At 35.0% G+C, this 13,492-nt stretch carries 15 protein-coding genes and 1 riboswitch; all 15 genes read right to left on the bottom strand.

Translation table 11 applies throughout. The features are described from left to right. Positions 1-144: 144 nt before the first annotated feature. Positions 145-1,317, bottom strand: a complete 1,173-nt coding sequence (locus tag OEV82_RS03380; RefSeq protein WP_263061023.1) for a phosphoglycerate dehydrogenase — start codon at positions 1,315-1,317, stop codon at positions 145-147. 14 nt (positions 1,318-1,331) lie between these two features. Then, positions 1,332-2,414 carry a 3-phosphoserine/phosphohydroxythreonine transaminase gene (gene serC, locus OEV82_RS03375; RefSeq protein ID WP_263061022.1) on the bottom strand — a complete coding sequence of 361 codons (1,083 nt, stop codon included), beginning with the start codon at positions 2,412-2,414 and terminating at the stop codon, positions 1,332-1,334. Positions 2,415-2,646: 232 nt separating this feature from the next. Next, a complete protein-coding gene (gene sufB / locus OEV82_RS03370; protein ID WP_173657793.1) occupies positions 2,647-4,044 on the bottom strand; it encodes a Fe-S cluster assembly protein SufB in 1,398 nt (465 codons plus the stop codon). Positions 4,045-4,091: 47 nt separating this feature from the next. Then, positions 4,092-4,541 (bottom strand): Fe-S cluster assembly sulfur transfer protein SufU, encoded by a 450-nt coding sequence (gene sufU, locus OEV82_RS03365; RefSeq protein ID WP_173657792.1) that lies wholly within the window; start codon positions 4,539-4,541, stop codon positions 4,092-4,094. After that, positions 4,531-5,760 carry a cysteine desulfurase gene (locus OEV82_RS03360; protein WP_263061021.1) on the bottom strand — a complete coding sequence of 410 codons (1,230 nt, stop codon included), beginning with the start codon at positions 5,758-5,760 and terminating at the stop codon, positions 4,531-4,533. The genes sufU and OEV82_RS03360 overlap by 11 nt, the downstream gene beginning before the upstream one ends. Beyond that, complete coding sequence (gene sufD, locus OEV82_RS03355; protein ID WP_263061020.1) at positions 5,760-7,070, bottom strand: Fe-S cluster assembly protein SufD; 1,311 nt, start codon at positions 7,068-7,070, stop codon at positions 5,760-5,762. The genes OEV82_RS03360 and sufD overlap by 1 nt, the downstream gene beginning before the upstream one ends. 24 nt (positions 7,071-7,094) lie before the next feature. Then, the gene (gene sufC, locus OEV82_RS03350; protein WP_263061018.1) at positions 7,095-7,877 is read right to left on the bottom strand and encodes a Fe-S cluster assembly ATPase SufC; all 783 of its coding nucleotides are present in this window, start codon (positions 7,875-7,877) and stop codon (positions 7,095-7,097) included. A 382-nt stretch (positions 7,878-8,259) separates the two neighbouring features. Then, positions 8,260-9,102: a MetQ/NlpA family ABC transporter substrate-binding protein gene (locus tag OEV82_RS03345; RefSeq protein ID WP_263061017.1), complete on the bottom strand. Its 843-nt coding sequence runs from the start codon at positions 9,100-9,102 to the stop codon at positions 8,260-8,262. Positions 9,103-9,117: 15 nt separating this feature from the next. Further along, on the bottom strand, positions 9,118-9,786 hold the full coding sequence (locus OEV82_RS03340) for a methionine ABC transporter permease (protein ID WP_173660000.1): 669 nt from the start codon (positions 9,784-9,786) through the stop codon (positions 9,118-9,120). Next, complete coding sequence (locus OEV82_RS03335; RefSeq protein ID WP_263061016.1) at positions 9,779-10,804, bottom strand: methionine ABC transporter ATP-binding protein; 1,026 nt, start codon at positions 10,802-10,804, stop codon at positions 9,779-9,781. Before OEV82_RS03335 ends, OEV82_RS03340 begins: the two co-directional genes overlap by 8 nt. A 170-nt stretch (positions 10,805-10,974) precedes the next feature. Continuing rightward, positions 10,975-11,089: riboswitch (SAM riboswitch) on the bottom strand. 158 nt (positions 11,090-11,247) lie between these two features. Then, positions 11,248-11,589, bottom strand: coding sequence for a hypothetical protein (locus OEV82_RS03330; RefSeq protein ID WP_173659998.1), 342 nt, complete (start codon positions 11,587-11,589; stop codon positions 11,248-11,250). 75 nt (positions 11,590-11,664) lie between these two features. After that, positions 11,665-11,973 carry a thioredoxin family protein gene (locus tag OEV82_RS03325; protein WP_173659996.1) on the bottom strand — a complete coding sequence of 103 codons (309 nt, stop codon included), beginning with the start codon at positions 11,971-11,973 and terminating at the stop codon, positions 11,665-11,667. Positions 11,974-12,019: 46 nt separating this feature from the next. Then, a complete protein-coding gene (locus OEV82_RS03320) occupies positions 12,020-12,382 on the bottom strand; it encodes a toprim domain-containing protein (RefSeq protein WP_173659994.1) in 363 nt (120 codons plus the stop codon). Positions 12,383-12,583: 201 nt separating this feature from the next. Then, positions 12,584-12,964, bottom strand: a complete 381-nt coding sequence (gcvH, locus tag OEV82_RS03315; RefSeq protein WP_263061015.1) for a glycine cleavage system protein GcvH — start codon at positions 12,962-12,964, stop codon at positions 12,584-12,586. 79 nt (positions 12,965-13,043) lie between these two features. After that, the gene (locus OEV82_RS03310) at positions 13,044-13,400 is read right to left on the bottom strand and encodes an arsenate reductase family protein (RefSeq protein ID WP_173659991.1); all 357 of its coding nucleotides are present in this window, start codon (positions 13,398-13,400) and stop codon (positions 13,044-13,046) included. Between the last annotated feature and the right edge of the window lie 92 nt (positions 13,401-13,492).

Raw genomic sequence — 13,492 nt, 5'->3', positions numbered from 1 at the left:
CTCTCTATTTTAGCATAGATAGAAATAATAAATTAGACGAGGCGATCCTACTTTTTATTTGCTAAACAAGAAAAACGCCTAAAAACGTGTTCATCCGTTTTTAGACGCTTAATAAAACATTTGAAGCCAATGGAATTCAGCAATTTAACCAATTACTCGCACTCGTTTAACACCATCAATTTTTAATATATTCTCTTCAATATTACGTACGACTTCAACAGGAATTCCATTATCAACATCAATTATTGTATACGCCCAAGCACCTTTACTACGATTGGACATATTGGCAATGTTAATTTGATGATTTGCTAACAACCCTGTCATTTGTCCGACCATATTTGGTATATTTTTATGAATGACGGTAAACCGTTTTTTACCTATATACGGCATGACCGTATTTGGGAAGTTAACGGAATTGCGAATATTTCCTGTTTCAAGGTATTCCCTAATTTCTTTCGCTGCCATTACCGCACAATTTTCTTCAGCTTCTTTCGTAGAAGCACCTAAATGTGGTAACGCAATAGCACCTTCCATTTGTAAAATCCGATCTGTTGGGAAATCTGTTATATACGTTTTTATTTTCCCTTCTTTCAAGGCAATTTCTAAGTCATCTTCAACAACTAATTCACCACGGGAAAAGTTAAGAATATGCACATTCTCTTTCATGATTTCAAAACTGTCTCTATTTAAAATTCCTTTCGTTTCCTCTGTTAAAGGTACATGTACAGTAATATAATCACATTCTCTAAAAATTTCTTCCATTGTCATTGCGCGTTTCACATTTCTAGATAACTGCCAAGCTGCATTGACGGAAATATAAGGATCATAAGCCATCACATCCATACCAAGGGAGGATGCATCATTGGCGACTAATACTCCAATAGAACCTGTACCGATTACTCCGAGTTTTTTTTCTGTAATTTCAGTTCCAACAAATTGTTTTTTACCAGCTTCTACTAAACTTGGTACCTGCTCACCGCCTCCGGCTAGCGTTTTCGTCCATTGTATTGCAGAAAATAAATTTCGAGAAGAGGCAATTAGACTCATAATAACTAATTCTTTTACTGCATTCGCATTCGCTCCTGGTGTATTAAAGACAACGACCCCTTCTTCTGTTAAACGATCGACTGGAATATTATTTACACCCGCACCAGCACGAGCAATAGCTTTCACCGATGATGGAATCAACTCATCATGTAAATTATAGCTTCTTAAAAGAATAGCATCTGGATTTTCCCCTGTATTAATTTTATAGTCATTTGTAAAAACATCTAAGCCCTTTTGTGCAATTTCGTTATATGTTTTGATCGTGTACATTGATTTTCCTCTCCTTACCCGTTTTTGTTCTCAAACTCTTGCATAAATTGGACTAAAGCCTTTACACCTTCAATCGGCATCGCATTATAAAGACTAGCCCGCATTCCACCTACGGAGCGATGACCTTTTAACGTGACGAGTCCGACATTCGCAGCTTCTTTTATAAATATTTCATTCAGTTCATCTGATTTCGTTAGAAAAGGAATGTTCATCAAAGAGCGATCTTCACGTTTTACTTTTGAGAAAAACATGTGAGATTCATCAATATAGTTATATAGTAAACTAGCTTTTTCACGATTTTGTTGTTCAATTTGTTTTACTCCACCTTGTTCCTTTAACCATTCGAGAACTAATTTCGTCATATAGATTGCAAATGTAGGTGGTGTGTTGTAAAGAGAGCGATTGTTGGCATATGTCGAATAATTTAACATTGTCGGTAAATCACTTGGAGCATGGCCGATTAAATCCTCACGAATAATAACAATGGTCAATCCTGCAATTCCTAAATTTTTTTGTGCCCCTGCATATATAATCCCGAATTTTGAAACATCAATTTGTTCAGATAATATATTTGATGACATGTCGGCAACTAAAGGAACCTCCCCTGTGTTTGGGATATCAGTAAATTTTGTTCCTTCAATCGTATTATTTGTGGTTATATGGACATATTTTGTATTCTCATCTAAAATACTCACATCAATTGTCGGGATATACGTAAAATCTTGATCTTCTGAAGATGCAAGCACCTGTGTTTTTCCCACTTTTTTCGCTTCATTTAACGCTTTTTTCGACCAAGAACCAGTGTGAACATAATAAGCATGCCCACCCTTGACCAAAAGATTAAGGGGAACCATTGAAAATTGTAAAGATGCACCGCCTTGAACAAATAAAACTTTATAATTGTCTGGAATTTCCATAACCTCACGAAGTAACTGTTCTGTTTGTTCTAAAATTGTCTCGAATAACTTTGAACGATGACTCAATTCCATTACAGACATTCCAGATTGTTCAAATGAAAGAAATTCTTTTTGCGCTTTTTCTAATACCGATAACGGAAGCTGTGCAGGTCCAGCTGAAAAATTGTATACTCTATCCACTTTATAATCGCCTCTTCCTATCCTTTATCCTTTTAATAAAGTATAGTATATCATATCCATTAAATTTTTCTACCTATTGTTTGTGATTTGATTAAAATTATTTCCTAACAACTGATAAAAGGGACAAAACTCACATAAAACACGAACGATATATATGGATAAACAAAAAAAGGTTGCCTGTATAACAAACATTATACAGACAACCTATTATAAATGTAATATAAATAATTGATTATCCGATAGAACCTTCCATATTGAAACTGATTAATCGGTTCATCTCAACGGCATATTCCATTGGTAACTCTCTTGTAAATGGTTCAATAAAGCCCATTACAATCATTTCCGCTGCTTCTTCTTCAGATAGACCACGACTCATTAAGTAGAATAATTGTTCTTCAGATACTTTGGATACTTTTGCTTCATGCTCTAATGAAATATTATTGTTTAATACTTCATTATATGGAATCGTATCAGAGAATGATTCATTGTCTAAAATTAACGTATCACACTCAATTTTTGAACGTGAACCGTCTGATTTACGTCCGAAATGAGTAAGACCACGATAAGAAACTTTACCGCCATGTTGTGAAATTGACTTCGAGATAATGGTTGAGGAAGTGTTAGGTGCTAAATGATACATTTTTGATCCTGTATCTTGGAATTGTCCTTTACCAGCAAAGGCAATTGACAATGTGTACCCACGTGCACCTTCTCCTTTTAACATAACAGATGGGTATTTCATGGTTACTTTTGAACCTAAGTTACCGTCGATCCATTCCATTGTCGCGTTTTCTTCACAAACAGCACGTTTTGTAACTAGGTTGTATACGTTATTTGACCAGTTTTGGATCGTAGTATAACGGCAGTAAGCATCTTTTTTAACAACGATTTCAACAACTGCAGCATGGAGTGAGCTTGTTGTGTAAATCGGAGCAGTACATCCTTCTACATAGTTTACAGAAGCTCCTTCATCAACCACAATTAATGTACGTTCAAATTGTCCCATTTTTTCCGTATTAATACGGAAATAAGCTTGAAGAGGTGTTTCGACTTTTACACCTTTAGGAACATAAATGAATGAACCTCCAGACCAAACTGCTGAGTTCAATGCCGCAAACTTATTATCACTATATGGCACAACGGTGCCGAAGTATTCTTTAAAGATATCTTCATTTTCTTGAAGAGCAGAATCTGTATCTTTAAAGACAATGCCTTGTTTTTCTAACTCTTCTCTCATGTTGTGATAAACAACTTCCGATTCATACTGGGCAGATACCCCAGCTAAATATTTTTGTTCCGCTTCTGGGATACCTAATTTATCAAATGTACGTTTAATTTCTTCAGGAACCTCATCCCAAGAACGTCCTTGTTCCTCAGTCGGTTTTACATAGTACGTAATATCATCAAAGTTTAATTCAGATAAGTCTCCACCCCAAGTAGGCATGGGTCTTTTATAGAAATGGTCTAAAGCTTTCAAGCGATATTTCAGCATCCATTCGGGCTCGTTTTTCATTTCAGAAATTTTTTCAACGACTTCTCTCGTTAAGCCTTTTTCAGTTTTAAAAACAGATATGTCACGTTCACGAAACCCGTACTGGTATTCGCCAATTTCCGGTGCTTTTTTAGCCATTTTCCTTCCTCCATTCTTTCTAAAAATTAAATTTATAGTAACACGTCTTAATTCTCTTCATCGTTGCCATTTTGTTGAAGACCTTTTTCAAGGGCTTTCCAAGCTAGAGTTGCACATTTTATGCGTGCTGGAAATTTCGATACTCCTTGAAGAGCTTCAATATCGCCTAAGTCAATAGAAGCGTCGTATTCTCTCCCTTGGATCATTTCTGAAAAAATAGCAGCAAGTTTTAGAGCAGTTTCGACATCTTTACCTTTAACTAAACTTGTCATCATAGATGCTGATGACATCGAGATAGAACATCCTTCTCCTTCAAACATAACATCTTTAATAATACCGTCTTCCTCTTTCATTGTTAAACGAATCCGGTCTCCACAAGTTGGATTATTCATATCGATTATTAAACTACTATCTTTTAATACACCTTTATTACGCGGGTTTTTAAAATGATCCATGATTACTTGTCGGTATAAGCTATCTAATTGATTAAAAGACATTGCTGAAGAACTCCTTTGCTTTTACAAGTCCATCTGCTAAAGCATCAATATCTTCTTTTGTATTATAGAGATAAAAGCTTGCTCTTGCAGTTGCTGTCTGATTTAAAACCTTCATTAATGGTTGTGCACAGTGATGACCTGCACGGATAGCAATCCCTTCCATATCAAGTGCCGTTGAAACATCATGAGGATGCACACCATCAATATTAAAGGTTACAACACCACCTTTTTTCGAGGCATCAAGAGGACCGAAAATAGTAACGCCCTCAATTTCAGACAACTTTTTCAAAGCATATTCTACTAGATCATATTCATGTTGATGAATGTTATCCATTCCAATTTCTTCAAGAAAATCAATAGCAGCTCCTAAACCTATAGCTTGAGCAATTGATGGAGTTCCTGCTTCGAATTTCCATGGCAATTCCTTCCATGTTGAATCATAAAGATTCACAAAATCAATCATTTCCCCACCAAATTCGACTGGTTCCATTTGCTCTAGCAAATCTTTTTTCCCATATAAAACACCAATTCCTGTTGGTCCACACATTTTATGGGAAGAAAACGCATAGAAATCTACATCTAAATCTTGTACATCAACTTTAATATGTGGCGCAGCCTGGGCACCGTCAACTACAATGACAGCACCTTTTGCATGTGCGATTTTAGCAATCTCTTTAATCGGATTAATTGTTCCAAGTACATTAGAAACGTGAGTAATAGCAACAATTTTTGTCCGGTCTGTAATTGTTTTTTCAACATCTTCTAAATTTAATGTCCCATCTTTTTGAAGTGGAATATATTTTAAAGTTGCCCCTGTGACCTTTGCAACTTGTTGCCACGGTATTAAATTACTATGATGTTCCATATATGAAATGACAATTTCATCGCCTTCTTTACAGAAAGCACGCCCATAACTAGTCGCAACAATATTAAGGGAAGTTGTTGTTCCTCTCGAAAAAATCACTTCTTCTCGTGAAGCAGCATTAATAAATTTTCGTACCTTATCGCGGGCTCCCTCGAATCCATCCGTTGCTTTCGTCCCTAACGTGTGTACACCTCGATGGACGTTCGAATTGTACTCTCTATAATACCTTTCCACTGATTCAATAACGGACAACGGTTTTTGGGAAGTAGCTGCACTATCCAAATAGACAAGTGGACGACCATTAACCTCTTGATCTAAAATTGGAAATTGGCTACGAATGTTCTTCATATCCATTAGCGGATTTTCCTTTCAATTACCTCAGTTAATTGTTTTTTAACACCTTCAATTGGCAATTGAGTAACAACCGGTGCTAGGAAACCATGAATAATTAAGCGTTCTGCTTCATCCTTTGGAATTCCTCTTGATTGTAAGTAATATAATTGAATCGGATCAACACGTCCAATGGATGCAGCATGTCCTGCTTGCACATCATCTTCATCTATGAGAAGGATTGGATTTGCATCTGCACGTGCTTTTTCACTTAACATCAATGCTCGAGATTCCTGTTGTGCATTTGCTCCACTTGCACCATGTTCAATTTTACCGATTCCGTTAAAGATAATTGTGGAGTTCTCTTTCGCAATCCCGTGTTTTAAAATGTAACCTTCGGATTTTTTACCATGGTTGATGACCGCTGTAGTGAAGTTTTCCGTCTGTTTACCTGTACCAGCAACAACAGTTTTAGCATCACCAACTGAACCATCGCCGTATAAGTTTGTAATATTTTCAGAGATCGTATCTCCGTCGTTCATTAAACCTAAAGACCATTCTAAGCGCGCATCTTTTTCCGTATAACCTCTTCGATTCACATAAGTTGTAATCCCACTTGCTAACGTATCAACCGCACCGAATTTAACATTGGCACCTTCGTTAACTACAACTTCTGCAATAATATTAGCGACACCTTCTGTTTCTACGTCAATGGATAAATAGTTTTCAACGTATGTGACCGAACTATTTGTATCAGCTACGATTAAGACATGGTTGATTAATGGCGCATCTGCATTGTCTTGAACAAAAATAGCTTGAACTGGCTCTTCAACTTGTACGTTTTTCGGAACATATAAGAACACTCCACCATTGACAAGAGCTGCATGGAATGCTGCTAATTTATGTTCATCAACTTTTACAGCTTCAGTCATCAAATATTTTTGTACTAGCTCTGGATGTTCTTTAACTGCTGTTAGAAGATCAGTGAAAATAACACCTTTTTCTTTTAATGTTTCAGAAACTTTTAATAAAGCCGGCGTTTGGTTCCGTTGAACATATAAGTTTGTCACTTCTCCTTCTAAATCTAGTAAAGCCTTTACTTCTTCAGGCAATTCATCTACAGAATTATACGCTTGGTTTGTTACTGTATGTTGTTTAAAACTAGTAAAATTCCATCTGTCAATTTTCGTCTTATCCGGTTTTGGCATTTCTAACGTATCCATTTTCTCTAATGCACTCAACCGAAAATTTGTAAACCATTCTGGTTCATTGTTTGCTTTCGAGTAAGACTCGATGTAGCTTCTTTCCAATGAATGTTGTGTATCAGTTGTCATGATTATCCTCCTTACATTACGTATTTAGGCGTTTAATTCCGCTTCATCTTTAATGCCGAGCTCTTCTTTAATCCATTCATATCCTTCTTCTTCAAGACGTTTTGCTAATTCTGGTCCACCAGATTTAACAATTCGGCCATTCATCATAACATGTACGTAATCAGGAGTAATATAGTTTAATAAACGTTGATAGTGTGTAATCATTAAGCATGAGAAGTCTTCACTGCGCATGGAGTTAATTCCTTTTGCAACAACTTTCAACGCATCAATGTCAAGACCTGAGTCGATTTCATCTAAAATTGCGATGGATGGCTCAAGCATCATTAATTGTAAAATTTCGTTACGTTTTTTCTCACCACCGGAGAATCCTTCGTTCACATAGCGTTGCGCCATATTTAAATCCATTTCTAAATATTCCATCGTCTTATCTAATTTTTTAATAAATTGCATTAATGGGATTTCGTTTCCTTCCTCACGTCGTGCATTAATCGATGAACGTATAAAATCAGCATTTGTTACACCGCTAATTTCACTTGGATATTGCATCGCTAGGAACAGACCTGCTTTTGCTCTTTCATCTACTTCCATTTCAAGTACATCTTGACCATCTAATGTAACGCTTCCGCTTGTCACTTCATAAGCTGGGTGTCCCATAATAGCAGATGCTAAAGTAGACTTACCTGCACCGTTCGGACCCATAATCGCGTGAAATTCGCCCGGTTTAATTTCTAAATTTACACCTTTTAAGATTTCTTTATCTTCAATTGATACATGAAGATCTTTTAAAACTAAAGTTGATCCAGCCATTTTGTATACCTCCATTTTTTATGTATATGAATATTACTCATTCTCAAATTATTATCATTATTATCTTATAACAAATAAAAAGTATTATCAACTCTTGTGAAACTTGAAAAATTAGGATTCTCAAAAGATTTCTATATAATTGAATTGAGAATTTGAAAAGTAAATGATAAATATTTTTAAAAGTTGTTTCCCATTTACTATTTTTTGAAAAAACATATATTTGTCAGTTATATATAAACACATATTTCTGTACAAGAGCTTTTTATCGTTACTTGCAATGAATAAGGGACTAGGTAAATTCCTAGTCCCTTCCATTTTACACTTAATAATTTTCAATTACAAATTTCAACATTGATTTTTAATTTACCACTTTTTGAGAAAATTATTCGCTTGCAGGCACAACTGCACCGTCATAATTTTCTAAAATAAAGTCTTGAATCTCTTTTGATTGAAGTACTTCAACTAACGTCTTAATTTCTTCTTTATCCTCATCACCAGCATTCACAGCAATGATGTTTACATAAGGATTATCCTGACTGCCTTCTTCGATTGCAAGACTGTCTTCTATTGGATTAATATCAAACTCTAATGCATAGTTAGAATTAATGACAACTAGGTCGCCTTCACCTTGATTGTAAACTTGCGGAAGGATTTCTGGTGCATATTCAAAATCAAATTTTAAGTTTTTTGGATTTTCGACAATATCATCTAATGTTGCAGATCCTTTTTCCACACCATCTGCTAATTTAATTAACCCTTCTTTTTCAAATAAGGCCAATATTCTTCCATGATCCGGTTTATTACTACTAATTAATACAGTTGCACCATCTTCAACATCTTCTAATTTATCATATTTTTTTGAATAAATACCGATTGGCTCAATATGGATACCACCGGCATTTACAATATCATAACCTTTTTCTTCTTTTTCAAGCTCTAAGTACGGAATATGTTGGAAAAAGTTCGCATCTAAATCCCCTTCAACAAGGGCTTGGTTAATTAATTCGTAACCGGAGAACTCTGTAATTTCTAATTCAATACCTTTCTCCTTCAAAATAGGTGCTGCTTGTTCTAAAATTTCAGCATGTGGAACTGCTGTTGCTCCAACAACTATTTTTTTAGACTCTCCATCACTTGATTCACTCGTATTCCCTTCGTCTCCACCACACGCAGCCAACGTAACAGTTAAAAAAGCTGTAAATATTAATGTTAATAGTTTTTTCATTTGAATTTCCCCCTCTTATCTTTTATCTAATCTCTTTGTTATAAAGTCTCCAATAAATTGGATGATAAATACAATAATTAAGATTGCAATTGTCCCAAATAGCGTCACGTCGTTATTTCCACGGACAAATCCATATTGGTGAGCATAATTCCCTAATCCACCTGCTCCAATAATTCCAGCAATGGCTGTATAACCAACTAATGCTATTGCGGTTACGGTTAAACCAGATACAATCGCAGGCATTGATTCCGGAAGTAATACTTTAAAAATAATTGTACTTGTTCTTGCTCCCATCGCTTGGGCTGCTTCAATAACCCCTTTATTGACTTCTCTAAGTCCAATTTCCACCATTCGCGCATAAAATGGTGCAGAACCAATAATTAATGCAGGCAAAGCTGCATTCGGTCCAATCATTGTACCCATAATGCCTTTCGTAAATGGAATTAGTAAAATGATTAAAATGACAAAAGGAATAGCGCGGAATATATTCACAACAGCCGCAATCATCCAATTAATAAACTGATTATGCCAAATATTCCCTTTAGAAGTTAAAAACAATAGTAAACCTAGTAATATACCGAATATAAAAATAAAAACAAGTGAGATTCCCGTCATATAGAGAGTTTCATATGTTTTTTCCCAAAACTTATCCATTTCAACATTTGGAAAGAGGGCCTCAATCATGACTAATCACCTCCACTCCAACTTGTTGTTTTTTTAACTGTTCGATTGCCTTATCAATATGTTCGGTATCTCCTACTAACTGGATAAGTAATGTTCCATAAGATCCAGTACGTGTTTGAGAAATTTTACCTTGAAGAATATTAATAGAGATCGATTGTTCTTTTATAAGTTCTGAAATAATGGGTTGCTCCGCAGTTTCCCCGATAAATGTCAATTTTACGATCTTACCTGTAGAATATTTCTCAAGAAGATGTTGTACAGCCTCCATCGTTTCTTCTTCATCCGTAATTTGTTGTACAAAGCGTTTAGTTATGTCAGTTTTTGGGTTTTTGAAAATCTCCATCACTGGCGCTACTTCAACAACTTTACCATTCTCCATTACTGCAACACGATGAGCAATCTTACGAATGACATGCATTTCATGGGTAATGAGAATGATCGTAAGTCCCATTTTTTTATTAATGTCAAGAAGCAAATCAAGGATAGAATCCGTTGTTTCCGGATCAAGTGCTGATGTGGCTTCATCACAAAGTAAAACTTTCGGATTATTTGCTAAAGCTCTGGCAATTCCGACTCTTTGTTTTTGACCTCCACTTAATTGAGAGGGATAAGCGTCTTCTCTCCCTTCAAGTCCTACTAATTTTATTAACTCTTCAACACGTTTTTTCCTTTTCGCCTTAGGAACACCAGCGATTTCCAACGGAAACGAAATATTATCTCGAACCGTACGTGACCATAGTAAGTTAAAGTGTTGGAATATCATTCCAATCTCTTGTCGTGCCTTTCGTAATTCGGCACCTCTTATCTTTGAAATTTCTTTCCCGTCAATTGTAATGGTCCCTTTTGTTGGCCTTTCTAAACCATTAAACATCCGGACTAACGTGCTCTTACCCGCACCAGAATACCCGATAATTCCGAATATTTCTCCTTCTTTTATATTTATTTTTACATTATCTACCGCAGTAATCATGCCGGATTTTGTCTTAAACACTTTTGTTACATTGTTTAAGGAGATCATCATGCTCCTCCTTCCTTCTCTGATGTCCTTACTTTTATTTCTCTAAAACAACAAAGTCAACATGTAAAAATACAATTTTCATTGAGTAAAAGATTAGAATGAATAAAATAAAAAATACCTTTCTACTAAGATAAGTAGAAAGGCACGCGAATATATATCGTATGTCCTTTCTCTTATCTTTCAAAGCAAAAAATTGCTTTGTGTGACTTGGCACCATTTCAATACCATTGTATTGACGGTTGCCGGGTTTCATAGGGCACATCCCTCCACCTCTCTTGATAAGAGCAAGACCTAACTATTCAATTATTGATTATGTTTAGAATTGTAGCACCTATTTATTTAGACGTCAACAATTTTTTACACGTTTTTACAGTTTGATAAATTTTAATATTCCGTCATTTTTTATTCATTTTTTCAATAAGAAACCACCGCCCTTTTTAAAATCATTGACTTGTTAATGGTAGTTTTTGGTTAAACCAAAGGATCGCTTCCATCATGAGTTGATGACGGAAGCTCCCCTCAACGATAATAGAATTTAATTCTTTAGCATCTTGTAATTTCATATGTCCATATAAAATTTCATTTAATACTGTTGAATCCCCTGATAACACTACATCCGATGTTCCTTCCCAATTATCAATAATTTCAATACATTCTTTTGACAATTGGATAGTAAACAGCTGATCTTTTGTTTTTATTTTCAAATATGTTGATTCGTTTGGAAATAAGAGGGCACGAAATTTATGGTTCACCAAGGTCTTTTTTAGTCGAGCGGTATCAATCATCGGATTCCTCCTAACCAGTTTGTTATCTTTTTCTGCGTTTAGGTAGGAAATCCTTTTTTTGAAATGATGATTCGTTTAACTTTTTACATTTAACTTTTCATAAATATAAGTAACAGAATGGAAGGCATATATTTTTTCTTTAATTTCACCTTCATAAAAGATTAAAAGGCACGGCACACTTTCTACTTGAAAGGATTTCGCAAGTTCTGGCAAGTAATTTAAATCCGCTTTGCCAATAAGGAAATCCGGCATTGTATTGCTTACAATCTCTAACATCTTTCCTGCCAATTGACAAGTGCCGCACATCGGAGTGTATAAATAAAACGCACCCTTTTTTCCAGAATTTAAATGTTCAAAAAACAATTCCTTCGTCCATTGTTCCATGATGTTCATCCTTTATTCCCGACTCTAAAAATAATACGATAATATGTTAACAATTTATATTATTAATTAAATATTTTGTGTGAACGTGTATATTTGCCTGTAATAAAACGGAAGCAATATGTTTATCCGGTGCAGTTGCTACTTCGCGATACATACGGTCAATATATAAATGCTTTGCCTCAGGAAGCTCCCGTTTAAATTGTTTTCGCAATTTTTCTCCTGAATTATCAGCATCTACAAGTATAAACACTTCCTTGTCATAAAGACAATCGATAAGCTCATCTAATCGACTTAAACTTAATGTGCCATTGGTACAAATGATTTCTACTGGTTCATTCACAACTGATTGTACTTTTTTCTTATCCGTTTTGCCTTCCACAATAATTACCTTCTCAACATAACGAATCATAATTATCACCTGTTTATTTGTAGTATAATTAAAACGTTATTTCTTAATAAACTATGCAATAAATGCAAAATATTGAGAGATTCAACGAAAATGATTCATTTGTTCTAATGTTATTATATGCGAGTAAAATAAAAACGCCTGACCAATCAGACGTTTTTATATGGACTTATAAAATAAAAAATATATCAGTCCTTTTCTTTATTATTCACTAATTAATTTATCATAACCTTCCGAAGATAAAAGATGATCCACTTCACTTAAATCATTTGCCTCAAGTTCAATCATCCACGCCTTTTCATAAGGTGATTCATTGACAAGTTCTGGGCTATCATTTAACTCTTCATTAACAGCAACAACTTTACCGCTAACCGGTGCATATAATTCAGAAACTGTTTTAACCGATTCTACACTTCCAAAAGGTTCATTCACTTTTAACTCAGTACCTACTTCTGGTAGTTCTACGAAAACGATATCTCCTAGTTCGGATTGTGCAAAGTCAGTGATACCGACACGCACGATGTTTCCTTCAACTTTTACCCATTCATGTTCTTCAGAATAACGTAATTCCTTTGGCGAAGCCATGTTCATCCCTCCAAGAAAATATGTATCAAGTCCATCATACAAGATGTGATCTCTTTCTGACAATCATTATGTAAAAGTGTTAGGACCAATTTTTTGCAAATTCTTCTTCTTTAAAACCAACGGTAACTTTATGACCATCCGTAACAATTGGCCGTTTTATCAAATAACCATCCGAGGCAAGTAACTCAAGTAACTCTTCCTCACTTGCTGTTTTTACACGGTCCTTCAAACCGAGTTCACGATATTTTTTACCACTTGTATTAAAAAACTTTTTCAATTCTAAACCGCTTTTTTTGTATAAATCTTCTAACTGTTCTTTTGAAGGCGGATTATCTATAATATGAACAGCTTCATATTCAATTTGATGTTCATCTAACCAGTTTTTTGCTTTTCGGCATGTGCCACATTTAGGATACCAATAAAATGTAAGCGACATTACATTCACCACCAATAATAGAAATTCCTTAAATTACTATTTATTATATCACGAATAAGTGTAAATTCTAAATTTTAAGTAACGTATGAATC

The organism is Pallidibacillus thermolactis, from assembly GCF_025660415.1.
GTDB classification, from domain to species: Bacteria; Bacillota; Bacilli; order Bacillales; family Caldibacillaceae; genus Pallidibacillus; species Pallidibacillus thermolactis.
The sequence above is the reverse complement of the archived record's forward strand: the minus strand, read 5'-3'. Positions and strand labels throughout refer to the sequence as shown.

What these genes read in the sequence shown, in the direction of transcription:
- OEV82_RS03380 (WP_263061023.1), bottom strand. Translation starts at nt 1,317, where the DNA reads ATGTACACGATCAAAACATATAACGAAATTGCACAAAAGGGCTTAGAT.
- sufB (WP_173657793.1), bottom strand. Translation starts at nt 4,044, where the DNA reads ATGGCTAAAAAAGCACCGGAAATTGGCGAATACCAGTACGGGTTTCGT.
- sufU (WP_173657792.1), bottom strand. Translation starts at nt 4,541, where the DNA reads ATGTCTTTTAATCAATTAGATAGCTTATACCGACAAGTAATCATGGAT.
- OEV82_RS03360 (WP_263061021.1), bottom strand. Translation starts at nt 5,760, where the DNA reads ATGGATATGAAGAACATTCGTAGCCAATTTCCAATTTTAGATCAAGAG.
- sufD (WP_263061020.1), bottom strand. Translation starts at nt 7,070, where the DNA reads ATGACAACTGATACACAACATTCATTGGAAAGAAGCTACATCGAGTCT.
- sufC (WP_263061018.1), bottom strand. Translation starts at nt 7,877, where the DNA reads ATGGCTGGATCAACTTTAGTTTTAAAAGATCTTCATGTATCAATTGAA.
- OEV82_RS03345 (WP_263061017.1), bottom strand. Translation starts at nt 9,102, where the DNA reads ATGAAAAAACTATTAACATTAATATTTACAGCTTTTTTAACTGTTACG.
- OEV82_RS03340 (WP_173660000.1), bottom strand. Translation starts at nt 9,786, where the DNA reads ATGATTGAGGCCCTCTTTCCAAATGTTGAAATGGATAAGTTTTGGGAA.
- OEV82_RS03335 (WP_263061016.1), bottom strand. Translation starts at nt 10,804, where the DNA reads ATGATCTCCTTAAACAATGTAACAAAAGTGTTTAAGACAAAATCCGGC.
- OEV82_RS03330 (WP_173659998.1), bottom strand. Translation starts at nt 11,589, where the DNA reads ATGATTGATACCGCTCGACTAAAAAAGACCTTGGTGAACCATAAATTT.
- OEV82_RS03325 (WP_173659996.1), bottom strand. Translation starts at nt 11,973, where the DNA reads ATGGAACAATGGACGAAGGAATTGTTTTTTGAACATTTAAATTCTGGA.
- OEV82_RS03320 (WP_173659994.1), bottom strand. Translation starts at nt 12,382, where the DNA reads ATGATTCGTTATGTTGAGAAGGTAATTATTGTGGAAGGCAAAACGGAT.
- gcvH (WP_263061015.1), bottom strand. Translation starts at nt 12,964, where the DNA reads ATGGCTTCGCCAAAGGAATTACGTTATTCTGAAGAACATGAATGGGTA.
- OEV82_RS03310 (WP_173659991.1), bottom strand. Translation starts at nt 13,400, where the DNA reads ATGTCGCTTACATTTTATTGGTATCCTAAATGTGGCACATGCCGAAAA.